This window comes from Variovorax sp. 22077, from assembly GCF_052044195.1.
In the GTDB taxonomy this organism is placed as follows: Bacteria; Pseudomonadota; Gammaproteobacteria; order Burkholderiales; family Burkholderiaceae_C; genus Variovorax; species Variovorax atrisoli.
In genome coordinates this window covers 153,068-176,502 of sequence record NZ_JBQEQC010000001.1, presented here as the reverse complement: position 1 = coordinate 176,502, position 23,435 = coordinate 153,068, and the positions used below count along the sequence as shown (strand labels likewise).

The following is a 23,435-nucleotide window of genomic DNA, read 5'->3' as shown; positions in this document are numbered from 1 at the left end:
GATTTCTTGGGAGCTTCTTCAGGCGCCTTTTCCTACGCTCTCCGGCAGGAGACGGGAGCGGATCGAGGGCATGGGAAGGCGTCCCATGCACGGCGCGCCCGTCCCGCGACACCCCGGATCGCGATGAAGAAGAAATCCCTCTACCAGATAACCCCCGCGCGCATCGTCTTCGGCGTGATGACCTGCGCGGCCCTGTGCGTCGACTCCTTCGACGGCGCCGCCCATGCAGCTACCACGGTGGCCGCCGCCCCCGCCCCGATGCTGGTGCGCCAGGGCAACCGCCTGAGCGTGCCCGCCGGCTCGCCGCTGCGCGACCGGCTGCTGGTCGCCACCGTCGGCCAGGACACGCTGCCGCACGAGGTGAGCCTGCCCGCCACCGTGGAAGCCAACCCGGCGAGCACCGTCAACATCCTGCCGCCGCTGACCGGCCGGCTGCTCGAGCTCAAGGTGCGCCTGGGCGATACCGTCAGGCGCGGCCAGGTGCTCGCCACCATGAGCTCGCCCGACCTCGCGCAGGCCGTGGCCGATGCCCAGAAGGCCCGCGACGCGCTCGACCTCGCGCAGCGTGCGCTGGTGCGTGCGCGCGGCGTGAACGAGGCCGGCTCCAACGCCGCCAAGGACGTGGAGGCGGCCCATAGTGCCGTCGCCCAGCAGACGGCCGAACTGCGCCGCAGCGAGGCGCGCCTGCGCAGCCTGGGCGCGGACGGCAGCGGCACCCAGGCTGGCCAGGCCGGGCAGGTGCTGAAGATCGTCGCGCCCGCCTCCGGCACGGTCACGGCGCTGAACGCGGCCGCCGGTTCGAACCTGAACGACGCCAACGCGGCGCTGATGACGGTGTCGAACCTGGATTCGGTCTGGGTCACGGTCAACGTGCCCGAGAGCGTCGTGGGCACGGTCGCGCCCGGGCAGAACGTGGTGGTCACGCTGGCTGCCTACCCGGGCCGCAGCTTCAGCGGCAAGGTCGCCTTCGTGAGCGCGGTGCTCGACGCGGACACGCGCCGCGCCCGCGCCCGCATCGTGTTCGCCAACCCCGAAGGCATCTTCAAGCCCAACATGTACGCGACGGCCGTGCTGGGCGTGCCGCAGGGCGCGCAGCCGCAGGTGCCGGCCTCGGCGCTGCTGATGAACAACGACAGCGTGAGCGTCTTCGTCGAGGCCGAGCCCTGGACCTTCGTGCGCCGCACGGTGGAACTGGGCCGGGAGGACGGCGACAAGGTCCGCATCCGCAGCGGCCTGGCCGCGGGCGAGCGCGTGGTGGTGCGTGGTGGTGTGCTGCTGAATGATTAACCTCATCATCACCCAGTTCTTCCGCCGCAGGCACCTGGCCTGGGCGATGTCGGTGGCGCTGGTGCTCTTCGGCGCGTGGTCGTGGACGCAGATGACGGTCGAGGCCTACCCCGACCTCGGCGACGTCAACGTGCAGGTGACCACGCAGGTCAACGGCCTGGCCGCCGAGGAGATCGAGCAGCAGATCACCACGCCGCTGGAGCGCGCGCTGAGCAACACGCCCGGGCTGGCGTGGATCCGCTCCAGCAGCACCTTCGGCCTCTCGCTGATCACGCTGACCTTCAAGGACGGCACCGACGACTACTTCGCCCGCCAGCGCGTGACCGAGCGCATCGGCCAGGTCAGCCTGCCCTCCGGCGCGCAGCCCGGTCTGGGGCCGGTGGCGGGGCCGGCGGGCGAGATCTACCGCTACACGCTGGAGTCGGACACCAAGAACCTGATGGAGCTGTCGGAGCTGCAGCGCTGGAAGGTGATTCCGGCGCTCAAGCAGGTGGCCGGCGTGGTCGACATCAACAACTTCGGCGGCTTCACCCGCGAGTTCCAGCTGGAGCTGGACCCGGCGCGTCTGCAGAAATACGGTCTGGTGCTCAACGACGTGGTCACGGCCATCAACAACAACAGCGCCAACGCCGGCGGCGGGCGCATCGCGCGCGGCGACCAGAGCTACGTGGTGCGCGGCATCGGCCAGATCCGCACGCTGGACGACCTGGGCACGGTGGTGGTGGCGCAGAGCAGCGGCTCGCCGGTGCTGGTGCGCGACCTCGGGCGGCTGCAGTTCGGGCACCAGGAGCGCGGCGGCATCCTCGGCAAGGACACCAACCCGGACACCATCGAGGGCATCGTGCTGATGCTCAAGTACGAGAACCCATCGCGCGTGCTGGAGGGCGTGCACAGGAAGATCGACGAACTGCAGGCCGAGCTCGCGCCCATGGGCGTGAAGATCGTGCCCTACATCGACCGCGACGACCTGGTGAAGCTCACCGTGGACAAGGTGACGCACACCGTGCTCGAAGGCATGGCGCTGGTGTGCTTCGTGCTCATCCTCTTCCTGGGCAGCCCGCGCAGCGCGGTGGTGGCGGCGGTTGCCATTCCGATGTCGCTGGTGACGGTGTTCATCGTGATGCACTTCACCCGCATGCCGGCCAACCTGTTCTCGCTGGGCGCGATCGACTTCGGCATCATCGTGGACGGTGCCATCGTGGTGATGGAGGCCATCCTGCGGCGCCGCGAAGAAGAGCCGCATGCCACGCTCACCGAGGGCAACATCCTCGAGACGGTGAGCCATGTGTCGGGGCCGATCTTCTTCGCCACGCTGATCATCATCACGGCCTACTTTCCGCTCTTCGCCTTCGAGCGGGCCGAGGGCAAGCTCTTCAAGCCGATGGCCTTCACGGTCGGCTACGCGCTGGTGGGCGCCCTGCTCTGCGCGTTGACGCTCATTCCGAGCCTGGCCTACGTGGCGCTGCGCAAGCCGAGCAAGCCCTTCGTCAACAAGCCGCTGGTGTGGCTGACGGGTGCCTATCGCCGGGTGCTGGCGCGGCTGCTGGAGCTGCCGGCCATCGCCTACGGCCTGAGCGTGGCGGCGCTGGCCGCGGTGGTGGTGCTGGGCGCCACGGCCGGGCGCGAGTTCCTGCCCGACATCGACGAAGGCGCCCTGTGGCTGCAGGTCCAGCTGCCCTCGGGCCTGTCGCTGGACAAGGCCAGCGAGATGGCCACAGAGCTGCGGCACGTGCTGCTGGAGTACCCCGAGGTCTCCTACGTGGTGACGCAGCTCGGCCGCAACGACGACGGCACCGATCCGTGGACGCCCTCGCACATGGAGGTGCCCGTCGGCCTCAAGCCCTACGGCGAATGGCCGGCCGGAGTGAAGAAGGCCGACTTCGTGCGCACGCTGACGGAACGCTTCGCGCGCATGCCGGGCTTCGACGTGGGCATCAGCCAGCCGATCATCGACGGCGTGAACGACGCCGTGGGCGGCGCGCACAGTCCGCTGGTGCTGCGCATCTACGGCGACGACCTGAAGGAAAGCCGGCGCATCGGCAACCAGATCGTCGACCTGCTCCAGACGGTGCGCGGCACCGCCTCGGCGTCGCTGTTCCAGGAGCCGCCGATCCCGCAGGTGGTGATCGAACTCAACCGCGAGGCGGCGGCGCGCTTCGGCGTGAACGCGAACGACGTGGCCAGCCTGATCCAGACCGGCATCGGCGGTGCGCCCGTCATCACCGTCTATTCGGGCAACCGCACCTACAACGTGTCGGTGAAGATGCCGAAGAGCGCCAAGGGCAACACCGAAGCCATCGGCTCGCTGTTGCTCAACAGCTCCAGCGGCGCCAAGGTGCCGCTGGCGCAGGTGGCCGACATCCGGCTGCAGACCGGCGAAAGCACGATCTCGCACGAGATGAACGAGCGCCAGATCACGGTGCGCGTGGACAACCGAGACCGCGACCTGGCCTCCTACCTCGACGAGGCACGCGATCGCATCGCGAAGGAAGTGAAGTTCGACCCCACGAAGACCCGCCTGCAGTGGGCCGGCCAGTTCGAGAACCAGCAGCGCGCGCAGGCGCGGCTGGGCGTGTCGCTGGCCATCGTGGTGAGCATCATGGCCGTGCTGCTGTTCTTCCAGTTCGGAAAGATCCGGCAGGTGGCGCTGATCCTGGGCGTGGTGCCGATGGCGACGCTGGGCGGGCTGATCGCAGTGCACGTCGCGGGCGAAACGCTCAACGTGGCCACGGCCGTAGGCTTCATCGCGCTCTTCGGCGTATCGATACAGAACGGGATCATCATGGTCGCCAACTTCCGCCGCGTGCGCGGCGAAGGCCTGGCGCTGCAGGCCTCGGTGCTCGAAGGCGCGACCGAGCGGCTGCGGCCGGTGCTGATGACGGCCACGGTGGCCTCGGTGGGCATGCTGCCCGCGGCCCTGGCCACCGGCGTGGGCACCGACGTGCAGCGCGGCCTGGCGACCGTGGTGGTCGGCGGGCTGGTCGTGTCGACGCTGCTGACGCTCTTCATCCTGCCCACGCTCTACTTCGCGATGGAACGCCTGTTCGAACGCAAGGGCTGGGGCACGCGCTCGCGGCGCGACCGGTAGGAGAACAGAGAAATGAAGAAGAAGACGAACCTGGCGGCGCCCGTCCCGGCTGGTATTACGGCCGGCATCACTGCCGGCATCGCGGCGATGCTGCTGGCGGGCTGCGCGGTCGGTCCTGACTTCGCGCGCCCGCAGCTGAACCTGCCCGAGCGATACACGCCTGCGCCACCCACGAGCCAGGCCGCCGAGGGCGTGCCGCTCGCGCACCTGTCGAGCGATGTGGACGTGCCTGCCCAGTGGTGGCAGGCCTTCCGCAGCGAGCCGCTGAACGCGCTGGTCGCCCAGAGCCTCGCCGGCAACCCGACCATCGAGGCCGCCGATGCCGCCCTGCGCGCCGCGCAGGAGAACGAAGCCGCCGACCGCGCCGCCTTCTGGCCGAGCGTGGCGCTGGGCTACTCGCCGACGCGGCAGCGCGTGGCCAGCGCGGTGGCGAGCCCGGTGTCGTCCAACGCGAGTCTCTACACGCTGCACACGGCGCAGGTGACGGTGTCGTACACGCCCGACGTGTTCGGCGCCACCCGCAGGCAGGTGGAAGGCGCGCAGGCCAACACCGAGCTGCAGCAGTTCCAGAGCGTGGCCGCAAAGCTCTCGCTCAGCAGCAACGTGGTAACCGCCGCGATCACCGAAGCCTCGCTGCGCGCGCAGCAGGCCGCCACGCTGAAGATCATCGCGGGCCAGAAGGAAGTGCTGCAGGCCTATCGCCAGCAGCTGGCGCTGGGCCAGGCAGCGCCGGCCGACGTCGATGCCCAGGAAGCCGCGCTGGCCGCCACCGAAGCGACGCTGCCGCCGCTCGACCGGCAGCTTGCGCAGCAGCGCAACCTGCTGACCACGCTGGCCGGCCGCTTCCCGAGCCAGGGCGTGGAGGCGCGCTTCGATCTCGACGCGCTCCAACCGCCGACGGAGCTGCCGCTGACCCTGCCGTCCAGCCTCGTCGAGCATCGGCCGGACGTGCGTGCGGCCGAGGCGCAGCTGAAGTCGGCGAGCGCAGCCATCGGCGTGGCGGTGGCCGCGCGCCTGCCCAACGTGACGCTGGGCGTGAACTCGTACGGCTCCTCGGCCTACCGGCTGGCGGATCTGTTCAAGTCGTCCTCGCTCTTCTGGACGGTGGCCGCGAGCGTGACACAGCCCATCTTCGACGGCGGCGCGCTCAAACACCGCGAGGCCGCCGCCCGCGCATCGTTCGACCAGGCGGCCGCGCAGTACCGCGCGACGGTGCTCGCCGCCTTCCAGGACGTGGCGAACACGCTCGAAGCCATCGACGCCGACACCCGCGCGCTGCAGGCGGCGGTGAAGGCCGAGCGCGCGGCGTCGCAGAGCCTGGCGCGCACGCAGGCACAAGTACGGCTGGGCGACGCCAGCACGCTCTCGCTGCGCATCGCCCAGCAGGCCCAGCAGCAGGCGCTGCTCAACCTGGTGCAGGCCCGCGCGCTGCGGCTGACCGACGCGGCCGCCCTCTTCCAGGCGCTGGGCGGCGGCTGGTGGAACCAGCCGCAGGCTGCGGTCGCCTCGTCTTCGTCGCTTTCGACGTCTTCTTCCATTTCCCCCGCATCGCCATGAACATCATCCGCTACGACATGGGACCCCGCTTCAGCGAGATGGTGACCGTCGACCTGGGCACTGCGCGCCTGCTGTATCTCTCGGGCCAGGTGGCCGAGAACCCGTCGCTCGACATCACCGGGCAGACGCGCGAGATCCTCCATCACATCGACCGCCTGCTCGCCACGCAGGGTGCCACCAAGCAGGACCTGGTCAGCGTGACGATCTACCTGCGCACCGTGGGCGACTACGCCGCGATGAACTCGGTGTGGGACGAATGGGTGCCGGCGGGACACACTCCCGCGCGCGCCACGGTGGGAGCGAAACTGATCGACTCCGAGTACCGCGTCGAGATCCAGGCGACGGCCGCGATCGCAGTGAAGGGGCCGGCGCCGTGATGCGCCTCTTCCTTCTTGGAGCGCTGATGCTGAGCGGCTGCTCGGCCTTCGATGCGCATTCCTTCGACCGCTCCGCCGGCTGGCGCGCTGCCGAGGTCGTCAGCGTCGGGCGCGCGGGCGACCTTGCCGCCACGGCCGATCGCGATTGCGGCTCGGACGGTGGTGCCGCGGCGCCCTACGCCGTCGTGCGCTATCGCAACGGAGGCGTGCACAGCCGTTCGGTAGGCACCGGCCGATGGCCTGCCGGCGCCCGGCTCAAGGTCGGCGATGCGGTGGAAGTGAACGTCCTCGACTGCGCCGCGCCGCTGGCGCTGCCGGGTCAGAGCGGCAGCAGCTCCGGCACGCCGTCGCGCTGAAGCCAGCCCTCGAACTCGTCGGAAAGCCGCCGCGCCTCGCGCGTGGCGCGGCCCCATGCGGCGATGCGCGCCTGCGCGTCGTTCGCGAAATGGATGAAGTCCTTGCGGTCGGGCAGCTTGCCGTTGGGCAGTGACCGAACCCATTCGGGGTCGGGCGCAAGCACCACCATCCGGTCGAGAAAACCGCTGGCCTTGTGGCGCCAGCGCAGGCCCTTGTCGAGCCAGCCCGGCACCACCGCCTGCTGGAAGTGCGGGTACAGCACGATGCCCTCGTCGGCCGGCTGGTAGTCCAGGTGCAGGTGGTAGTCGGTGATGCCGCCGTCCCAGTAGGCGCCGCGCGGCGCGCCGGGAATATCGTGCACCGCCGCCAGCAGGAACGGGATCGAGCACGAGGCCTGCAGCACCATGTTGAAGTTGGCCTCGCTCAGCGCGTGCTGGCGCGTGCGGAAGTCGCGCGTGGCGAAAGGCAGGGCCGCGCCGGGGGTGGAGAACACGCAGCGCTCCAGCCACGCGCCCAGGCTCTTGCGGTGCAGGCTGTTGGTGGCGAATGCCCCGAGGTAGCCCACGGGCGTGCGCGCCCTGCCCTCGCGCCCGAGGATGTGCCGGCCGCGCGAGGTCACCACGTGAAGCCGATAGCGCGGATGGCTCAGCACCTCGCCGATGCGCCCGCCGTAGAACGATTCGAGGCTCTCGGCGAAGCGCTCGCTGAGCTGGTGCGGGCTGAGCTTCTTCTGGCCGGGCGGCACCTCGAACTGCTGGTGCACGTAGTCGTGCTCGAAGCGCTCGAAAGCGGTGTCGGGATCCGACAGGCAGGCCGTCGACAGCCGCCACGCGCCGATCGACGCGCCCACCAGGTGCACCTGCTGGCTCGACTGCGGCAGCCAGCGTCCGAAGATGAAACGGTCGAGCGGCCCGAGGATCAGCCCCTTCGGCCCGCCCGCCGCGCCGGGAACGGTGCGCACGTCCTGCGGACGCAGGCCGTGCTGCTCGATGTGCTTGCGGGCCGCGGGGCCGGCGTAGATGCGCAGGGCTTTCATCGTCATGCCGGTCGCGTCAGCAAGAAGCGTGCGTCGACGCCTGCCTTACTTGCGAAGCCCCTGCAGCTTGGCGAAGGCATTGGCCATCTGGCCGGCCGGTTGTGGCGAGCTGTCGCGGCGGCCGTGCTGCTGCTGGCCGCGTCCAGCCCCTTCGAAGCGGTTGTCGCGCGGGCCGTCGCGGCGCGCCGGAGCGGCGTCGAGCTTCATCGACAGGCCGATGCGCTTGCGGGCCACGTCCACTTCCATCACCTTGACCTTCACGATGTCGCCGGTCTTCACGACCTCGCGCGCGTCGTTCACGAACTTGTGGCTCAGCTGGCTCACGTGGACCAGCCCGTCCTGGTGCACGCCGAGGTCGACGAAGGCGCCGAACTGGGCCACGTTGCTCACGGTGCCTTCGAGGACCATGCCCTCCTTCAGGTCGGCGATGTCTTCCACGCCGTCGTTGAAGCGCGCCACCTTGAAGTCGGGGCGCGGGTCGCGACCGGGCTTCTCGAGTTCGCCCAGGATGTCCTTGACGGTGATGACGCCGAACTTCTCGTTGGCGAAGAGCTCGGGCTTCAGCGTCTTGAGCATGTCGGCGCGGCCCATCAGCTCGGTGATCGGCTTTCCGGTCTTGACGATGATCTGCTCGACCAGCGGGTAGGTCTCGGGGTGCACGCCGGTGATGTCCAGCGGGTCGGCACCGCCGCGGATGCGCAGGAAGCCCGCGCTTTGTTCAAAAGCCTTGGGGCCGAAGCCGGTCACGTCGAGCAGCTGCTTGCGGGTGGAGAAGGCGCCGTTGGCTTCGCGCCAGCGCACCACCGCCTTCGCCACGCTGGACGACAGGCCCGACACGCGGCTGAGCAGCGGCACGCTCGCGGTGTTGAGGTCCACGCCCACGGAGTTCACGCAGTCTTCCACCACGGCCTGCAGCGTGCGCGCGAGCTCGCTCTGGTTCACGTCGTGCTGGTACTGGCCCACGCCGATGCTCTTGGGGTCGATCTTCACGAGCTCGGCCAGCGGGTCCTGCAGGCGGCGCGCGATGGAGGCGGCGCCGCGCAGGCTCACGTCCACGTCGGGCATTTCCTGCGAGGCGAATTCGCTGGCGGAGTACACCGAGGCGCCGGCCTCGCTCACCACCACCTTGTCGACCTTCAGCTCGGGCGCGCCGGCCTGCGCGGCCATCTTGGCCAGCAGCTTGATGAGGTCGCCCGCCAGCTTGTCGGTCTCGCGGCTGGCGGTGCCGTTGCCGATGGCGATCAGGTTCACGCCGTGCTTGGCGCACAGCTTGCCCAGGGTGTGCAGCGAGCCTTCCCAGTCCTTGCGCGGTTCATGCGGGAACACGGTGGCGGTCTCGACCAGCTTGCCGGTGGAATCGACCACGGCCACCTTCACGCCGGTGCGGATGCCGGGGTCCAGGCCCATCACCACGCGCGGGCCGGCGGGCGCCGCGAGCAGCAGGTCGCGCAGGTTGTCTGCGAACACCTTGATGGCGACCTTTTCCGCGTCTTCGCGCAGGCGGGTGAACAGGTCGCGCTCGGTGGACAGCGCGAGCTTCACGCGCCAGGTCCAGGCCACGCACTTGCGGATCAGGTCGTCGGCCGGACGGCCCGAATGGCTCCAGCCCAGGTGCAGCGCAATGCGGCCTTCGGCGATGCTGGGCTTGCCGGGTTCGGGCTCCACGGGGAGCACCAGCTTGGCATCGAGGATCTCCAACGCGCGGCCGCGGAACACGGCCAGTGCGCGGTGCGAGGGCACGCGGCCGATGGGCTCGTCGTACTCGAAGTAGTCGCGGAACTTGGCGACGTCGGCGTTGTTCTCGTCCTTGCCGGCCATGAGGCTGGAGCGCAGCAGGCCCTCGTTCCAGAGCCATTCGCGCAGGCTCTGCACCAGCGCGGCGTCTTCGGCCCAGCGCTCGGAGAGTATGTCGCGCACGCCGTCGAGCACGAGCGGCACGGTGGAGAAATCGGGGCCCGGCTTGCCGTCGTCGAGGGTGGTGGCGGGCTGCAGGAAGGCCTTGGCTTCCACGGCGGGGTCGAGCGTGGGGTCGGCCAGCAGCTTGTCGGCCAGCGGCTCGATGCCGAATTCCCGGGCGATCTGGCCCTTGGTGCGGCGCTTCTGCTTGAACGGCAGGTAGAGGTCTTCGAGTTCCTGCTTGGTGGGCGCCAGCTCGATGGCGGCGCGCAGCTCGGGGGTCAGCTTGCCCTGCTCGTCGATGGCCTTGAGCACGGCCCCGCGGCGGTCTTCGAGTTCGCGCAGGTAGGAAAGACGCGCTTCAAGTTCGCGCAGCTGGGTGTCGTCGAGGCCATCGGTGGCTTCCTTGCGGTAGCGGGCGATGAATGGAACCGTGGCGCCCCCGTCGAGCAGTTCGACGGCGGCCTTCACCTGGTTCTCGCCGACCTTGATCTCGACGGCGAGCTGGCGAATGATTTTCTGCATGTCTTGAGCGCGTCCCTGGCAAAGCGCGGGAGTTTGCCATAGGCGAGCGCGGCCTCGGCCCCTGCCGGCCCGCCGGGCGTGTTACAGCTTGCGTTCGTGTTCCGCCCGTGCCGGCGCCGCGCACGGCACCACGAGCCGCACGCACAGGCCGTGCGGCGCGACGGGGCCGATGTCGAGCTCGGCGCCGATCGCCTCGGCGCGCGAATGCATGCTGCGCAGGCCCTTGCCCAGGCCGGCGGAGGCAATCCCGTCGCCCGCCGCCTCGCCCGCCCGAACGTTCGCCTCCGGGCCCAGCCCGCGGCCGTCGTCGCGCACCTCGAGCACCATCGCGCGCCCCTGGTCGTGCGCCGCGACCCGCAGCTCGACCCGGCTCGCACGCGAATGGCGCAAGGCGTTCGACAGCGCCTCCTGCGCGACGCGGCAGACCTGCGAGGCGGTCTCCGCGGGCATCTCGAAAGTCTCTGCCTCGGCCGGCACGCTCCACTCGAAGGCCACCCCCATGCGCTCGAAGGCGGGCAGCAGGCGGTAGCGCAGGTGGCCGAGGCGCTCGACGACGGTGCTGTCTCCCTGGTCGTCGAGATCGTCCACCGTCATCTGCAGCTCGAGCAGGCAGGCCTGGAGCGCCATCGAGAGGCTGCCGGGGCCGGCCGACCTGGGGTCCTGGCTGGCCAGCAGCGCCACCAGCCTGGAACCGACGCCGTCGTGCAGGTCGTTGGCAATGCGGCGGCGCTCGGCCATCACGGCATCGGCCTGGAGCGAATGGGAGGTGCGCTGCCGCGAGAAGTACCAGATGCCCACGACCATGGCCAGCACCAGCACGTTGACGGCCTGAAGGGCCCAGAAGGCGAACGACATGTCGCCCGCAGTGGCTGCGACGGCGGCCGGCCCTGACCAGATCGCCTGCGCGGCGACCGGCGTCAGGTGCAGTGCACCCGCGAGCACGGCCCAGGCCAGGAGCCGGCGGCGCGAGACCTGCCGGCGCAGCCATGCCAGCAGCACGCACCAGGCAGCGATCGAAAGCCACACGAACTGGTCTTCCAGAAGATGCGGAAGCTGAAGGTCCTGCGGCGCGAGCATGGCATGGCCTAGAGGAGTCCCCGATGGGAGGCGAAGCTCACGGCCTGCGCGCGGGTGTGCGCGTGCAGCTTGCGGTAGATGTTCTTGACGTGTGCGTTAACCGTCTGGGCACTGATGGTGAGCTGCAGCGCGATCTCTTCGGTTACGTAGCCGGTCGCTACAAGTCGCAACACTTCCCGCTCCCTTGCCGACAGGGTCGCCTTGCTGTCGGGCGGGCGCACCGGGTTCACGTTGGAGCGCTTGTGATCGAGGTGCACGAGCAGCCTGCGGGCCAGCCGGGGGGTGATGGCGGCACCGCCATTGACCACCTGCAGCACGGCCTGCGCATAGCTCTGGAACCACGCGTTCTTGACCAGGTAGCCCGAGGCGCCGAGCTCGAAGGCATGCAGCACCTGGGGTTCGTCCTCGAGGGCGGAAATGACGATGATCTCGGCCGCGCTGCGATGACGCTTGGCCTCCTCGATCAGCTCGAATCCGCTGCCGTCGCCGAGCCGGATGTCGACCATGAGCACGTCGAATTCATGCTGCATCAGCAGGCGCCGGCCCTCGCGCAGCGTACCGGCCTGTCCTTCGAGCTGGATGCGCAGGTCGCCCAGCAATTCCTGCGCGATGACGCGGCGCACGAACGGGTCGTCGTCCACGAGCAGTACGCGCACCGGCTTGGTCTGCTGCCCGGTCAGGAAGTCTGGCCACGGGAGGGTGTCGGCGGACGGTGACAGTAGTCCGCCGAACTGGCCAGGGTTGTTGTACTTCCTCGCAGAGTTGCTTGAATCTGTCAACGAAATCTCAAGATCGCTTTCCATTTCAGCCCCTTTGTGACAACTAGTCCATCGTGTTCGTTTCCAAAAGTTAATCCATTTCTACTCAGATTTTTAAACCGAACTTTTTTGATTACCTTGGTTGCATCCTGTTGCGATTGACTACCTGTGTCAAGTAAAAGTACTACTTTCCCTTGTGGCGACGCATGTAATGACCATTCGGCGAGGCTTTGGATGGGCAGTTCGACATGTCTTTTGCCATAGCCTTGCTCTACCCAACAAGGGGCGCCGTCCACCGTCCCCGAGACCTTGACGAAGCATTTCGACTGACATTTGAGCCATTCAAATCCCCCTCGCTGACCGTCAGCTGATGGCAAAGCGGCCCGCCGCACTGCCTTGCCTTACGCTCGCACGATGACTTTCCTTGCGCATCTGTTGCGCGTGCTGCGTGCCCTGCTCCGCGCCATCGCCACGGCGCTCGTCGTTCCGCTGCTGCTCTTCGAGGAGTGGGGGTGGGAGCCGCTGGCGGCGCTTGTGGCGCGCCTTTCGCACCTTCCCCTATGGGCTGCGCTAGAGGAGAGGCTGCGCCGGCTGCCGCCATGGGGAGCGCTGCTGGCCTTCTTCGTGCCGGTCCTGTTGCTGCTGCCGGTGAAGGTGCTGGCGCTCTTCCTCTTCGGCCGTGGCCATGCGGCGAGTGCGCTGACGGTGCTGGTGCTGGCCAAGCTGGTCGGCACGGCCATCGTGGCGCGGATCTTCCAGCTGGTCGAGGGACCGCTGATGCGCATTCCCTGGTTCGCCCGCTGGTATCCCCGATGGAAGGCCTGGAAGGACCGCGTGCTCGACTTCGTCAGGCAGAGCCGCCCCTGGCGCCTGGTGCGGGCGTTGAATCGGCGCCTCGCCCGAAGCTGGCGTCATTTCAAGGAAGGCTGATGCATATTTTACCCGGGTATATTGCAATCGCTATTTAACCCGGGTAATATTTGAGGCATGAACCTGCCCACTGAAACCCGCCGCGCCCTGATCCGCCAGTACAAGGAAACCCCGCGCCCCGCTGGCGTCTACGCGATCCGCAACAGGCTCGACGGACGCATCTACGTGGGCGGCAGCCTCGACGTCGAGGGCGCGATGAATCGCGCGCGTTTCGAGCTGAACATGCGCTCCCATCGCAGCAAGGCGCTCTTGCACGACTGGATCGCCCACGGCGCCAACCACTTCAGCTTCGAGGTGGTCGATCGCGTCAAGGAGCGAAAAGACCCCGATTTCGATCGCAAGGCCGAACTCGAGAAGCTTCTTTCGCTCTGGCAGGAAGAGCTTCAATGCTTCGGGGCGAACGGCTACAACACACCCTGAACGCATGTGCGATACATGCTGTCGAAACGGTGCGCAGCGAAGCGCAGCAGCGAGTAGATTACGCACCTCGTTTCGCTTGGCATCCCCCAGGAACAAACAAACACCCGAATGTCTTCCGACACCCCGACAACCACCCTGACCGTGTTCTTCGGCTTCCAGCGCGTCGCGCACGGCAGCAAGGCCGAAGTGCTCGAGCAGTTGAGTCGCCGCGACGATCCCGGCCCGTATCTCGTTTTCGACGACCAGACCGGCACCCAGCTCGACCTCGACATGCGCGAGCTCCCGCCCGAGCTGCGCTACCCCGAGGCCGAGCCGCATCGCGACGAGGCACCGCGCGGCGTGGGCCGTCCCAAGCTCGGCGTGGTCGCACGCGAGGTCACGCTGCTGCCGCGGCACTGGGACTGGCTGGGCCGCCAGCCCGGCGGCGCGTCGGTCGCGCTGCGCAAGCTGGTCGAAGATGCGCGCCGCGTGAACGCCGAGCGCGACACCGTGCGCGCTGCGCAGGAGGCCGCCTACCGCTTCATGACCGCGATCGCGGGCAACCTGCCCGGCTTCGAGGAAGCCACCCGCGCGCTTTTCGCCGGCGAGGAGCAGCGTTTCGCCAACCTGATCGAACCATGGCCCGCCGACGTGCGCGCCCATCTGCAGAAACTCGCGGCCGCCGGCTGGAACCATCGATGAGAACGACAACCGAGACGACCGGCTCCCCGGCCAGCAGCCAGGGTGCCGGCCAGAGCGGCCTGCAGGGCGTGCCCGTATCGCCCGTCAACGCGCCCCGGCCCTTGTGGAAGGTGTTCCTCTTCTTCCTCGCGCCGATGTTGCTCAGCAACATCCTCCAGTCGCTCTCGGGCACGCTCAACAACGTGTACGTGGGCCAGATGCTCGGCGTGGGCGCGCTCGCGGCGGTGTCGAGCTTCTTCCCGGTGATGTTCTTCTTCATCGCCTTCATCATCGGCCTGGGTGCGGGCGCCTCGGTGCTCATCGGCCAGGCCTGGGGCGCGCGCGACGCCGCCAAGGCGAAGGCCGTCGCGGGCACCACGCTCACCGTCGGCGTGCTGATGGGCCTCGTGATCGCCGTCTTCGGCGGCGCGTTCACCACGCCCATGCTGGCGGCGCTGGGAACGCCGCCCGACGTGCTGGCCGACTCCACGCGGTATGCGCGCATCATGCTGATCGCGATGCCGGGCGTGTTCATCTTCCTGCTGGCCACCGCGATGCTGCGCGGCGTGGGCGACACCGTCACGCCGCTGCTCACGCTGCTGATCTCCACCCTGATCGGCCTGGTGGTCACGCCTGCGCTCATCCGCGGCTGGGGCGGCCTGCCACAGCTCGGCGTGGCCAGCGGCGCATGGGCCTCGGTGCTGTCGTTCCTCGTGGCGACCGTCTGGCTGGGCTTCCGGCTGCGCCAGCGCAGGAGCCCGCTCGCACCCGATGCGGAATTCATGCGCAACCTGCGCATCCAGCCGCACCTGCTGAAGGCCGTGCTGCGCATCGGCGTGCCCACCGGCGTGCAGATGATCGTGGTGGCGCTGGCCGAGGTGGTGCTGCTGTCGATGGTCAACGGCTTCGGCTCCAACGCCACGGCCGCCTACGGCGCGGTCAACCAGGTGGTGGCCTACGTGCAGTTCCCCGCCATCTCCATCGCGATCACCGCGTCGATCCTCGGCGCGCAGGCCATCGGCGCGGGCCGTGCCAACCGGCTCGGCGCCATCGCGAAGACGGCGCTGCTGATGAACCTCGTGCTGACGGGCGGGCTGGTGCTGCTGGGCTACCTCTTCTCGCGTCCGCTGATGGGCTTCTTCATCACCAGCGCGCCGGTGATCGAGATCGCGCAGACGCTGCTGCACATCATGCTGTGGAGCCTGGTGGTGTTCGGCATGGCCTCGGCGCTCTCGGGGATCATGCGCGCCAGCGGCTCGGTGCTGGTGCCGACGCTGATCTCCATCTTCTGCATCCTGGGCGTGGAAGTGCCGGTGGCATGGCTCATGAGCCACCGCATCGGGCTCGACGGAGTCTGGGTGGCCTACCCCGTGACCTTCGGCGCGATGCTGCTGCTGCAGACCGCGTACTACCAGCTCGTGTGGCGCAAGAAGGCGATCCACCGGCTGGTGTAGGCGCCGCTCCTACCTTCCCTCGAAGGCGCGCTGCACCTCGGCAAGGTCGAGCTTGACCATCTTCATCATGGCCTGCATCGCGCGGTTGGCCTTGTCCTGGTCCTTGTCCTGGAACATGCGGATCATGGCCTTGGGCGCGACCTGCCACGACACGCCGTAGCGGTCGGTGAGCCAGCCGCACTGCACGGGCTCGCCGCCGCCTTCGAGCAGCCTGTCCCAGTAGTAGTCGACATCGGCCTGCGTCTCGCACGGCACGAACATCGAGATGGCCGGGTTGAACTTGTACTGCGGGCCGCCGTTGAGGATCATGAACTCCTGCCCGTCGAGCTCGAAGGTCGCGGTGAGCAGCGAGCCCTTGCGCTCGGGGTTGGCGTCGCCCCACAGCAGCCTGTCGGTGACGCGGGAGTTGGGGAAGATGCTGCTGTAGAAATTCAGCGCCTCCTCGCCGTTGGTGTCGAACCAGAGGCAGGGAACGATCTTCTGCATGGGATCTCCTTGGTGCTTGAATGATGAACCTTGAGGTTCAGTATCGAAGCCTCCGCCGCCGGCTGTCAACCCGTGCAACGCCTGTCAGTGGGAAGTTGTCAGGCGATGCGATAGAAGCCCTGGTCGGGGCGTACGCCCGCCCTCTTCGTGAACTCGACCGGATCGAAGCCCTCCTCGGCGAACTTCTTCTTCACGAACTCGGTGGCCGAGGCCACGGCCTGCTCGCTGGTCCATTCGACCAGCGTCAGGACGTTGAACTCGCTGCCTCCGCCCGTCTGGTCCAGCACATGCGCGCGCAGGCAGCCCGGCAGGTTGCGCAGTGTCTGCTGGATGCGCTGCATCTGCGCGATGAACGCCGGCCGCGCTTCGGCTGGCACGGCGAACTTGTCGACCCGGAAGACGGGACCGTAGGCAGGGATCGAGGAAGAGGTCGAGGACGAAGCGATGGTGTCGTGCGACATGGAGCGGATTCCTTGCAGAGAAAAATGCGCACGGGACCCGCGCGCTGGGAGTTATTCTCAAACCTCAAGTAAAGCTGAGGTCAAGGGCTTTTCTCTTCCATGAACGACGCACTTCAACGAGCCGGCATTCCCTCCACGCTCACGGTCGGCGAGGTGGCCCGCCGCAGCGGGGTGACCGTGTCCACGCTGCATTTCTACGAGGCGCAGGGGCTGATCGGCAGCACCCGCACCGCGGGCAATCAGCGACGCTACCCGCGCACGGTGCTGCGGCGCGTGGCCTTCGTTCGGGTAGCCCAGAGGGTAGGCATTTCGCTTGCCGAGATCGGCGCTGCACTGGCTACCCTGCCCGACTCTGCCGCGCCGACCCGCGAGGACTGGGCCCGGCTCTCGGCCTCATGGCGCGCGGATCTGGACGAGCGCCTGGCGCAATTGCAGAAGCTGCGCGACACCCTCGACGACTGCGTCGGCTGCGGCTGCCTGTCGATCGACCGCTGCAAGCTGCGCAATCCGCTCGACCGGCTCGGCGCCGAGGGCCAGGGGCCGCAACGGCTGCTGGTGAAACGAGGCGCCTGAAGAACCCAGGCGCTTGCGCCCAAAAAAAGCACTCCGCCGGCGAAATGCCCCGGCCGAATCGACCGCGCCCCACGGCGGCTGCAAGCGCCAAGGATGGTGCGCCGCCACGAAGGCAGAATGGAAAAAAGCAAAGGACTCCGAATGACGAGTACTTCACTCACACCCGAGGCCGCCCGTGCCTACGCTGTCGAGATGCACGGCGAACAGAAATACGGCACGCATCCCTACGTGCACCATCTCGACGCCGTCGCCGCCCTGCTCCAGCCCTACGGCGACAAGGCGCGCGTCGTCGGCTATCTGCACGACGTGGTCGAGGACACGGCCGCCACCGTGGCCGACGTGCGCTCGCGCTTCGGCGACCTGGTCGCCTCCTGCGTCGCTCTGCTCACCGACGCACCCGGTGCCAATCGCAAGGAGCGCAAGGCCAGGACTTACGCGGCGCTGGCCGAGGTGAAGGGCGACGAGGAACTCGCGCTGCTCGTGAAGGCCGCCGACCGGCTGGCCAATGTGCGTGCCTGCGTGGCCGACGGCCAGCGCGCCTTGTGGGACACCTACCGCGGGGAGCACCCGACCTTCAGGGCAGCCGCGTTCAGGCCCGGGCAGTGCGATCCGCTGTGGGCCGAGCTCGACACGCTGCTCTCGCCACCGCACGCGCCAGCGCCCTAGCCAGCACGCGGATTCGCGAACTCCATCACCCCGTCGTCCACCGAACCGAAGCGCAGGCTCACGAGATCGCGCGCGTAGTTCTGGTACACCCGCCACGGCGCGCGCGAGCCCTGCTTCGGAAACCTGTCCACCGCGCGCTGCACGTAGCCTGAGGAGAAGTCCAGCCAGGGCTCGGGCACCAGAGACGGGTCGGTGTTGCGGGGCGTGCATTGCCTCCAGCCGTGCTTCTCCATGTGGTTGAGCACCCGGCAGACATACGCACAGGTCAGGTCGCTCTTGAGCGTCCACGAGGCGTTCGTGTAGCCGAACGACGAGGCCAGGTTGGGCACGTCGCTGTACATCATTCCCTTGTAGTTGAAGGTCGCGGCCGGGTCCACGCTGCGGCCGTCCACTTCGAGCCGCACGCCGCCCAGCACCTGCAGTTCGAGCCCGGTGGCGGTGACGATCACGTCGGCCTGCAGCTCTCTGCCCGACTTCAGCCGGATGCCGCCCGGCGTGAAGGTGTCGACATGGTCCGTGACCATCGATGCGCGCCCTGCCCTGATGGCCGCGAACAGGTCGCCGTCTGGCACGAGGCAGAGGCGCTGGTCCCACGGGTTGTAGCGCGGAGTGAAATGCGTGGCGACGTCGTAGCCGGGCCCGAGGGCCTGCCGCACGCCGCCGAGGATCAAACGCTTCACGCGTTCGGGCCTGCGCCGCGCAAGGCGGAAGAAGTACATCGCCAGCAGCACGTTCTTCCAGCGCGTGAGGCCGTACGCGATGCCTGACGGCAGGAAGCTGCCCAGCGTGTACATGTCGGAATCGGAGCGCACGCCGGGATAGCGGAACAGGTCCCAGGTGCCGCCGCTGCGTTCGCGCCCCTCGAGGATCGCGTAGCTGCGCCCCGGGCACTTCGCCTGCAGGTGGTAGCCGGCGCCGATGCCTGAGAGCCCGGCGCCCACGACCAGCACGTCGAGGTGTTCCTGTCGGTGCTCCTGTTGCGGTTGCTGTTGCTGGGTCTGCCGGTCTCGGTCTTCTTCCTGCATCGACATGTCTCCTGTCTCCTCAGTTCCTGCTGCCGGCGCCTCCTGCGGGCTTGCTCCGGATCATCAGCCAGGCGCTCACCGCACTGAGCACCGCCAGGGCCGCGCTCGACAGCATCACCCAGCGAAACCCCGCGACGAAGGATTCGGCCACCGCGCGCTTGACCGCGGCCGCGGTCGCCGCGTCCACGCCCGGCGGCACCGCAGCGCCTCCGAGCTTGCTGCGTTCGCCTTCGAGAAATGCCGCCAGCTGCGGCGAAGCCCCCATCTCGCGCAGGTGCGCCGCCAGCGCCGCGTCGAAGGCCCAGGCCATGAGCGCGCCGAACACCGCGATCGCCAGCACCGCCGCCGCGCGCGACACCGCGTTGTTCACGCCCGAGGCCACGCCCGCCAGGTCGGCGCCGACGGAGTTCATCACCGTGGTCGTCAGCGGTGCCACCGTCACCGTCATGCCGAAGCCCAGCACCACCACCGCCGGCAGGAAGCCGCTCCAGAGGCTCGCGCCGACGCCCGGCAAGGCGAACAGGGCGAAGCCCGCGGCGGCGATGGACGGGCCGATCACCAGCGGCATGCGCGGCCCGAACCGGTCGACCAGCTGCCCCGCCCAGCCCGAGAGCGCGAACATGATGAAGATGAAAGGCAACAGCGCCGCGCCGGCCACCGTGGCCGAGTAGCCCTGCACCTGGATCAGGTTGAGCGGAAAAAAGTACAGCCCGCCGCCCAGCGCCGCATAGAGCAGCAGCGTGAGCAGGTTGGCGCCGCTGAAGTTGCCGATGCGCAGCAGCTGAAGCGGCAGCATCGGCGTGCGGGCCCTGTGCTCGGCGAAGAAGAAAGCCACGCTGCCAAGCACGCCGATGGCCAGCGCGCAGAGCACCGCCGCCGAACCCCAGCCCTGCGTCGGCGCCTCGATGAAGGCGTAGACGATGCCGCCGAGACCTGCCGTCGCCAGCAGCGCGCCCCACAGGTCGAGCCCGCCGGTGGCGGAAGCTCCGCGGCTTTCGGGCACGTGGCGCCACACGATCCACAGCACCAGCAGCGCCGTCGGCACGTTGATGAGGAAGGCCCAGGTCCACGAGAAGTGATCGACCAGGAAGCCGCCCAGCACCGGCCCCACTGCCCCCGTGATGCCGCTGAAGCCCGACCAGGTGCCGATGGCCTTGCCGCGCTCCTTCTCCGGAAAGGCCGCGCTGATGAGCGCGAGGCTGCCCGGTACCAGAAGCGCGCCGCCGATGCCCTGCACCGCGCGAGCGGCGATCAGCTGCTGCACGTTGGCCGCGAGCGCGCAGGCCACCGATGACAACGCGAAGATGCCGACACCGATCGCGAACACGCGCCTGCGCCCGTAGTGATCGCCCAGCGCCCCGCCCACCAGCAGCAGCGCCGCCAGCAGCAAGGCATAGGACTCGACCACCCATTGCGCCTGGAAGGCGGTTGCGTGCAGGTCGGACTGGATGGCCGGCAGCGCGACGTTGACGACGGTGCCGTCTATGAAGGCCATGCTCGAGCCGACGATGGCCGCTGCCAGCACCCATGGCCTGGCGGCTTCGGGACAGCCGGTCTCCTCGGGGCGGGCGCCGTGCAGGATCAGCGTGTCGTCGCAAGGCGCCTTGCCGATCTGTGCCATGGGGTCTCCTTTTCATGGGATTCCGTCTTGCTCCTTCCCCCTCTGGGGGAAGGTCGGGATGCGGGCAGCCCCCGCACGATACGCCATGCTTCCTCGAGCGCTGCCGCGCCCCCACCCCTGCCCTCCCCCAGAGGGGGAGGGAGAAACAGCCAGGATCAGGTTGCGCAGGCGGTCGCCGAGGGATTGGCCAGCGCCGCGCTCACGCTGCGCGCCATCGCGGCGGCGGCGGCCGAGGTCACGCGCTGCGCACCCTGCGCCAATGCGTCCATGCCGCCGCCCACGGGCTCGCCAAGGCTCAGCTGGCAGATCATCGTGCGGGCCCCGTCGGAGCGCCGCAGCGTCCAGGTGAAGCTCGCGTCCACTCGAGCGCCGTCCACCGCATCGAACTGCCGCAGCTGCACCGCGATGCGCCACACCGGCAGCGAACTCTGCCGGCCGCCCTTGGTCACGTCGAGCGCACCGAGCCGCCCGGCGATGCCGCTGGCCAGCGCGTCGCGCAGTTCGTTCTCGAAGGACGAGGCCCAGCGGTGCTGCTCCAGCACGTCGACCTGCACGCTGCCGTCGGGACGGCGCACCACCATCTGGGGCCGGGCCAGCCGCTCGGGCACGGCCACCGGCGCGAGCTCGATGTAGACCGGTGCGGTGCCGCCGATCGTCGAGGGCGCTGCGTCGGCTGCGGCCACCGGGCTCGCCAGCGTGTAGTAGTTGTCGGGCTTGCTTGCGCAGCCCGAGAGCGCGACCAGCGCTGCGGCAAGGTACGCGGGATAGGCAAGGTGTTTCGTCTTCATTTCTTCTTGTCGTCCGGTTTGCCGCGCAGCAGCGACTCGGGGTGGCGCTCGAGGTAGTCGGTCAGCACGCGCACCGAGCCGGCGGCGCGTGTGAGCTCCTGCAGCGTCTGTCGCATGTCCTGCTGCAGCGGCGAGTCGTCGGCCAGCGTGCGCTCGGCCGTGTTCACGGTCTTGCGCACGTCCTTCATGGCCGCAGCCAGCTCGGGCGTGACGTCGTTGTTGATGCGCTTGACCGTCTGCTCGGCGGCCGTGAGGGTCTTGTTGAGCGTCGCGAGCGTGGTGCGCAGGTCGGCCGCGATCTGCTCGTAGGGCACCTTGTTGAGCTTGGTCGCGATCTCCTGCACCTGCGACTGGATCTCGTCGAGGCTGTTGGGCACCGTGGGCAGCTCGATCGGGTTCTTCGACAGGTCGATCTTGGCGGCAGGCGCCTTCGGGAAGAAGTCGAGCGCCACGTAGACCTGGCCGGTCAGCAGATTGCCGTTGCGCAGCTGCGCGCGCAGGCCCTTCTCGGCCAGGAAGCGCAGCCGCTCCTGCTGGCTGAAGCGCGACTCGGCGCCGGTCTCGCCGGCGCGGCGGCGCAGGCGGTCTGGATAGACCTGCACCAGCACCGGCATGCGGAACTCGCGCTCGGCGCGGTCGAATTCGACGCCGATCGACTTCACCTCGCCGATCACCACGCCGCGGAAATCGACCGGCGCGCCCGGCGCCAGGCCGCGCAGCGACTGGTTGAAGTACATCAGCAGCGTCTGCGAAGGCCCGTCGGGCTCCTTCATGGCCGTCGTTTCGTCCTGCGCCAGCGCGAAGGAGGCGTTCTCGTTCGCCGTCGGCCCCATGGCGTCCTCGGGCGCGCGGAAGGCGATGCCGCCGAGCAGGATCGTGGCCAGCGACTGCGTGCGCAGCGTGAAGCCGCTGGCGCTGAGCTGCGCATCGATGCCGCTGGCCTGCCAGAAGCGGGTGTTCATGCCCACGAACTTGTCGTACGGCGCATTGACGAACACGCGCAGCGTCACGCCGCGACCGTCGCCGTCGAGTTCGTAGGCCGCCACCTGGCCGACCTTGATGCGCCTGAAGTAGACGGGCGAACCGACGTCGAGCGAGCCGACGTCGTTGGCGCGCAGCAGGAACTGCTTGCCGGAGTCGTCGCGGGTGACGATGGGCGGGCTCTCCAGGCCGGTGAACTCGCCCGCCGTTTCCTTCGACACGCCTGCGTCTGCCCCGATGTACGCACCCGACAGCAGCGTGTTGAGGCCCGAGATGCCGGAGGTGTCCAGCCGCGGGCGCACCACCCAGAAGCGCGAGTCTTCCGCGGTGAAGCCCTGCGCGTCCTTGTTGAACTGCACCAGCACGCGCACGTGCGAGCGGTCGCGCGCCAGGCGCAGGCTGGTGACCAGGCCGATCTGCACGTCCTTGTACTTGACGGCCGTCTTGCCCGCCTCCAGCCCCTCGGCGGTCTTGAAGGTCAGCACCACCTCCGGGCCGCGCTCCATGATGATGCGCGCCACCAGCGTGATGCCGACCAGCGCGGCCACGATGGGAATCAGCCAGATCAGCGAGGGCAGCCACTCGCGCCGGCGCACCACGCGCGGCTTGGGAAGCGGGTGCTGGCCTGTCGGGCTCGGCCGGGCGGATGGTGCCGGGTCGTCTTGGGGTCGGTCGTCTTCACTCATGCTGGTTTCTCGTCCCTTTTTTCATGTCCCTGTACAAGCTGCTCGTGCCGTGCGGCTTCCTCGTTGTCCTGCAGGATGGCCTGGTCCTCCCGGCTGTCCCAGGTGAGCTTCGGGTCGAAGCTCAGCGAGGCCAGCATGGTCAGCACCACCACCGAGCCGAAGGCCGCGATGCCCACGCCCGCGGTGATGACCGCGAAGCCCTGGATCTGCACCAGCCCGGTCAGCAGCGACACCACGAACACGTCGAGCATCGACCAGCGGCCGATGATCTCGATGATGTGATAGAGCTTCGCCCGCTCCCGCCGCCGCCATGTGCTGCCGCGCTGCGCCAGCACCACCAGCAGCAGGAGCACGGCCAGCTTGAACAGCGGTACCAGGAAGCTCGCGATGAAGACGATGGCCGCCAGCCCGTAGGCGCCGGACACCCAGAAATAGATGACGCCGCTCAGGATGGTGTCGTTCTGCGTACCGAACAGCGTGCGCGTGATCATCACCGGCAGCAGGTTGGCCGGGATGTACATCATGCAGGCCGCGATCAGGAAGGCCCAGGTGAGCTTCAGGCTCTGTGGCTTGCGCGTGTGCAGGTGCGTGCCGCAGCGGCCGCAGGGTTCGCCGTCCTGCGCGTCCTTCCAGACGGCGCCGCAGTGGCGGCAGGCCATGTAGCCCATCGAGGCGGCGGTGGGCGACTTCGCGTCTTCTTCATGTTCGTGGTGGTACCGGTCGCCG

Annotated in this window: 22 protein-coding genes; 11 read left to right on the top strand and 11 right to left on the bottom strand. The window is 68.7% G+C overall.

What is annotated here, in order from left to right; all coding sequences use genetic code 11:
- The first annotated feature begins 123 nt into the window (after nucleotides 1-123).
- The 5 genes from ACTJLF_RS00785 to ACTJLF_RS00765 are packed head-to-tail and all read left to right on the top strand — an operon-like array spanning nucleotide 124 to nucleotide 6,665.
- Nucleotides 124-1,287, top strand: a complete 1,164-nt coding sequence (locus ACTJLF_RS00785) for an efflux RND transporter periplasmic adaptor subunit (protein WP_440882299.1) — start codon at nucleotides 124-126, stop codon at nucleotides 1,285-1,287.
- Nucleotides 1,280-4,375, top strand: a complete 3,096-nt coding sequence (locus ACTJLF_RS00780) for an efflux RND transporter permease subunit (protein ID WP_126181846.1) — start codon at nucleotides 1,280-1,282, stop codon at nucleotides 4,373-4,375. Before ACTJLF_RS00785 ends, ACTJLF_RS00780 begins: the two co-directional genes overlap by 8 nt.
- Before the next feature lie 12 nt (nucleotides 4,376-4,387).
- Entirely contained in the window at nucleotides 4,388-5,932 is a 1,545-nt protein-coding gene (locus ACTJLF_RS00775; RefSeq protein WP_440882298.1) for an efflux transporter outer membrane subunit, read from the top strand.
- The gene (locus tag ACTJLF_RS00770) at nucleotides 5,929-6,309 is read left to right on the top strand and encodes a RidA family protein (RefSeq protein WP_440882297.1); all 381 of its coding nucleotides are present in this window, start codon (nucleotides 5,929-5,931) and stop codon (nucleotides 6,307-6,309) included. The genes ACTJLF_RS00775 and ACTJLF_RS00770 overlap by 4 nt, the downstream gene beginning before the upstream one ends.
- Entirely contained in the window at nucleotides 6,309-6,665 is a 357-nt protein-coding gene (locus ACTJLF_RS00765) for a hypothetical protein (RefSeq protein WP_126181848.1), read from the top strand. The genes ACTJLF_RS00770 and ACTJLF_RS00765 overlap by 1 nt, the downstream gene beginning before the upstream one ends.
- Here the strand turns inward: ACTJLF_RS00765 and ACTJLF_RS00760 are convergent.
- The 4 genes from ACTJLF_RS00760 to ACTJLF_RS00745 all read right to left on the bottom strand — a co-directional run bounded on the left by ACTJLF_RS00760 (nucleotide 6,629) and on the right by ACTJLF_RS00745 (nucleotide 12,003).
- Complete coding sequence (locus ACTJLF_RS00760) at nucleotides 6,629-7,702, bottom strand: phospholipase (RefSeq protein ID WP_132751783.1); 1,074 nt, start codon at nucleotides 7,700-7,702, stop codon at nucleotides 6,629-6,631. The genes ACTJLF_RS00765 and ACTJLF_RS00760 overlap by 37 nt on opposite strands.
- Before the next feature lie 45 nt (nucleotides 7,703-7,747).
- Entirely contained in the window at nucleotides 7,748-10,123 is a 2,376-nt protein-coding gene (locus ACTJLF_RS00755) for a Tex family protein (RefSeq protein WP_126181849.1), read from the bottom strand.
- Nucleotides 10,124-10,204: 81 nt separating this feature from the next.
- Complete coding sequence (locus tag ACTJLF_RS00750) at nucleotides 10,205-11,200, bottom strand: sensor histidine kinase (protein ID WP_440882296.1); 996 nt, start codon at nucleotides 11,198-11,200, stop codon at nucleotides 10,205-10,207.
- A gap of 8 nt (nucleotides 11,201-11,208) precedes the next feature.
- Nucleotides 11,209-12,003, bottom strand: coding sequence for a LuxR C-terminal-related transcriptional regulator (locus ACTJLF_RS00745; RefSeq protein WP_019652612.1), 795 nt, complete (start codon nucleotides 12,001-12,003; stop codon nucleotides 11,209-11,211).
- A gap of 369 nt (nucleotides 12,004-12,372) precedes the next feature.
- Between ACTJLF_RS00745 and ACTJLF_RS00740 the strand changes: the two genes are divergently transcribed.
- From ACTJLF_RS00740 to ACTJLF_RS00725, 4 genes are all read left to right on the top strand, one after another.
- Nucleotides 12,373-12,888 (top strand): hypothetical protein, encoded by a 516-nt coding sequence (locus ACTJLF_RS00740; protein ID WP_020722942.1) that lies wholly within the window; start codon nucleotides 12,373-12,375, stop codon nucleotides 12,886-12,888.
- A gap of 57 nt (nucleotides 12,889-12,945) precedes the next feature.
- Nucleotides 12,946-13,308 (top strand): GIY-YIG nuclease family protein, encoded by a 363-nt coding sequence (locus tag ACTJLF_RS00735; RefSeq protein ID WP_126181852.1) that lies wholly within the window; start codon nucleotides 12,946-12,948, stop codon nucleotides 13,306-13,308.
- A gap of 108 nt (nucleotides 13,309-13,416) precedes the next feature.
- On the top strand, nucleotides 13,417-13,989 hold the full coding sequence (locus ACTJLF_RS00730) for a DUF2239 family protein (protein ID WP_145759357.1): 573 nt from the start codon (nucleotides 13,417-13,419) through the stop codon (nucleotides 13,987-13,989).
- Nucleotides 13,986-15,422, top strand: coding sequence for an MATE family efflux transporter (locus tag ACTJLF_RS00725; protein ID WP_354415282.1), 1,437 nt, complete (start codon nucleotides 13,986-13,988; stop codon nucleotides 15,420-15,422). Before ACTJLF_RS00730 ends, ACTJLF_RS00725 begins: the two co-directional genes overlap by 4 nt.
- A gap of 9 nt (nucleotides 15,423-15,431) precedes the next feature.
- Here ACTJLF_RS00725 and ACTJLF_RS00720 read toward each other — a convergent pair whose 3' ends face one another.
- Both ACTJLF_RS00720 and ACTJLF_RS00715 read right to left on the bottom strand, forming a co-directional pair.
- On the bottom strand, nucleotides 15,432-15,908 hold the full coding sequence (locus ACTJLF_RS00720; RefSeq protein WP_440882295.1) for a VOC family protein: 477 nt from the start codon (nucleotides 15,906-15,908) through the stop codon (nucleotides 15,432-15,434).
- 98 nt (nucleotides 15,909-16,006) lie between these two features.
- Nucleotides 16,007-16,369 (bottom strand): antibiotic biosynthesis monooxygenase family protein, encoded by a 363-nt coding sequence (locus tag ACTJLF_RS00715; RefSeq protein ID WP_126181854.1) that lies wholly within the window; start codon nucleotides 16,367-16,369, stop codon nucleotides 16,007-16,009.
- Nucleotides 16,370-16,468: 99 nt separating this feature from the next.
- Between ACTJLF_RS00715 and soxR the strand changes: the two genes are divergently transcribed.
- Together soxR and ACTJLF_RS00705 are read left to right on the top strand one after the other, a co-directional pair.
- The gene (gene soxR / locus ACTJLF_RS00710) at nucleotides 16,469-16,942 is read left to right on the top strand and encodes a redox-sensitive transcriptional activator SoxR (RefSeq protein ID WP_440882294.1); all 474 of its coding nucleotides are present in this window, start codon (nucleotides 16,469-16,471) and stop codon (nucleotides 16,940-16,942) included.
- A 141-nt stretch (nucleotides 16,943-17,083) separates the two neighbouring features.
- Nucleotides 17,084-17,608, top strand: coding sequence for an HD domain-containing protein (locus tag ACTJLF_RS00705; RefSeq protein WP_019652604.1), 525 nt, complete (start codon nucleotides 17,084-17,086; stop codon nucleotides 17,606-17,608).
- Here ACTJLF_RS00705 and ACTJLF_RS00700 read toward each other — a convergent pair.
- From ACTJLF_RS00700 to ACTJLF_RS00680, 5 genes are all read right to left on the bottom strand, one after another.
- Nucleotides 17,605-18,639, bottom strand: coding sequence for a flavin-containing monooxygenase (locus ACTJLF_RS00700; protein ID WP_440882293.1), 1,035 nt, complete (start codon nucleotides 18,637-18,639; stop codon nucleotides 17,605-17,607). The two genes, ACTJLF_RS00705 and ACTJLF_RS00700, sit on opposite strands and share 4 nt — an antisense overlap.
- A 13-nt stretch (nucleotides 18,640-18,652) precedes the next feature.
- Nucleotides 18,653-20,254 carry an MFS transporter gene (locus tag ACTJLF_RS00695; RefSeq protein ID WP_440882292.1) on the bottom strand — a complete coding sequence of 534 codons (1,602 nt, stop codon included), beginning with the start codon at nucleotides 20,252-20,254 and terminating at the stop codon, nucleotides 18,653-18,655.
- A 155-nt stretch (nucleotides 20,255-20,409) separates the two neighbouring features.
- The gene (locus ACTJLF_RS00690) at nucleotides 20,410-21,042 is read right to left on the bottom strand and encodes a PqiC family protein (protein ID WP_440882291.1); all 633 of its coding nucleotides are present in this window, start codon (nucleotides 21,040-21,042) and stop codon (nucleotides 20,410-20,412) included.
- A complete protein-coding gene (locus ACTJLF_RS00685; protein WP_440882290.1) occupies nucleotides 21,039-22,709 on the bottom strand; it encodes a PqiB family protein in 1,671 nt (556 codons plus the stop codon). Before ACTJLF_RS00685 ends, ACTJLF_RS00690 begins: the two co-directional genes overlap by 4 nt.
- A complete protein-coding gene (locus ACTJLF_RS00680; protein ID WP_051127541.1) occupies nucleotides 22,706-23,377 on the bottom strand; it encodes a paraquat-inducible protein A in 672 nt (223 codons plus the stop codon). The genes ACTJLF_RS00685 and ACTJLF_RS00680 overlap by 4 nt, the downstream gene beginning before the upstream one ends.
- Between the last annotated feature and the right edge of the window lie 58 nt (nucleotides 23,378-23,435).

What these genes read in the sequence shown, in the direction of transcription:
- ACTJLF_RS00785 (WP_440882299.1), top strand. Translation starts at nt 124, where the DNA reads ATGAAGAAGAAATCCCTCTACCAGATAACCCCCGCGCGCATCGTCTTC.
- ACTJLF_RS00780 (WP_126181846.1), top strand. Translation starts at nt 1,280, where the DNA reads ATGATTAACCTCATCATCACCCAGTTCTTCCGCCGCAGGCACCTGGCC.
- ACTJLF_RS00775 (WP_440882298.1), top strand. Translation starts at nt 4,388, where the DNA reads ATGAAGAAGAAGACGAACCTGGCGGCGCCCGTCCCGGCTGGTATTACG.
- ACTJLF_RS00770 (WP_440882297.1), top strand. Translation starts at nt 5,929, where the DNA reads ATGAACATCATCCGCTACGACATGGGACCCCGCTTCAGCGAGATGGTG.
- ACTJLF_RS00765 (WP_126181848.1), top strand. Translation starts at nt 6,309, where the DNA reads ATGCGCCTCTTCCTTCTTGGAGCGCTGATGCTGAGCGGCTGCTCGGCC.
- ACTJLF_RS00760 (WP_132751783.1), bottom strand. Translation starts at nt 7,702, where the DNA reads ATGAAAGCCCTGCGCATCTACGCCGGCCCCGCGGCCCGCAAGCACATC.
- ACTJLF_RS00755 (WP_126181849.1), bottom strand. Translation starts at nt 10,123, where the DNA reads ATGCAGAAAATCATTCGCCAGCTCGCCGTCGAGATCAAGGTCGGCGAG.
- ACTJLF_RS00750 (WP_440882296.1), bottom strand. Translation starts at nt 11,200, where the DNA reads ATGCTCGCGCCGCAGGACCTTCAGCTTCCGCATCTTCTGGAAGACCAG.
- ACTJLF_RS00745 (WP_019652612.1), bottom strand. Translation starts at nt 12,003, where the DNA reads ATGGAAAGCGATCTTGAGATTTCGTTGACAGATTCAAGCAACTCTGCG.
- ACTJLF_RS00740 (WP_020722942.1), top strand. Translation starts at nt 12,373, where the DNA reads ATGACTTTCCTTGCGCATCTGTTGCGCGTGCTGCGTGCCCTGCTCCGC.
- ACTJLF_RS00735 (WP_126181852.1), top strand. Translation starts at nt 12,946, where the DNA reads ATGAACCTGCCCACTGAAACCCGCCGCGCCCTGATCCGCCAGTACAAG.
- ACTJLF_RS00730 (WP_145759357.1), top strand. Translation starts at nt 13,417, where the DNA reads ATGTCTTCCGACACCCCGACAACCACCCTGACCGTGTTCTTCGGCTTC.
- ACTJLF_RS00725 (WP_354415282.1), top strand. Translation starts at nt 13,986, where the DNA reads ATGAGAACGACAACCGAGACGACCGGCTCCCCGGCCAGCAGCCAGGGT.
- ACTJLF_RS00720 (WP_440882295.1), bottom strand. Translation starts at nt 15,908, where the DNA reads ATGCAGAAGATCGTTCCCTGCCTCTGGTTCGACACCAACGGCGAGGAG.
- ACTJLF_RS00715 (WP_126181854.1), bottom strand. Translation starts at nt 16,369, where the DNA reads ATGTCGCACGACACCATCGCTTCGTCCTCGACCTCTTCCTCGATCCCT.
- soxR (WP_440882294.1), top strand. Translation starts at nt 16,469, where the DNA reads ATGAACGACGCACTTCAACGAGCCGGCATTCCCTCCACGCTCACGGTC.
- ACTJLF_RS00705 (WP_019652604.1), top strand. Translation starts at nt 17,084, where the DNA reads ATGACGAGTACTTCACTCACACCCGAGGCCGCCCGTGCCTACGCTGTC.
- ACTJLF_RS00700 (WP_440882293.1), bottom strand. Translation starts at nt 18,639, where the DNA reads ATGTCGATGCAGGAAGAAGACCGAGACCGGCAGACCCAGCAACAGCAA.
- ACTJLF_RS00695 (WP_440882292.1), bottom strand. Translation starts at nt 20,254, where the DNA reads ATGGCACAGATCGGCAAGGCGCCTTGCGACGACACGCTGATCCTGCAC.
- ACTJLF_RS00690 (WP_440882291.1), bottom strand. Translation starts at nt 21,042, where the DNA reads ATGAAGACGAAACACCTTGCCTATCCCGCGTACCTTGCCGCAGCGCTG.
- ACTJLF_RS00685 (WP_440882290.1), bottom strand. Translation starts at nt 22,709, where the DNA reads ATGAGTGAAGACGACCGACCCCAAGACGACCCGGCACCATCCGCCCGG.
- ACTJLF_RS00680 (WP_051127541.1), bottom strand. Translation starts at nt 23,377, where the DNA reads ATGGGCTACATGGCCTGCCGCCACTGCGGCGCCGTCTGGAAGGACGCG.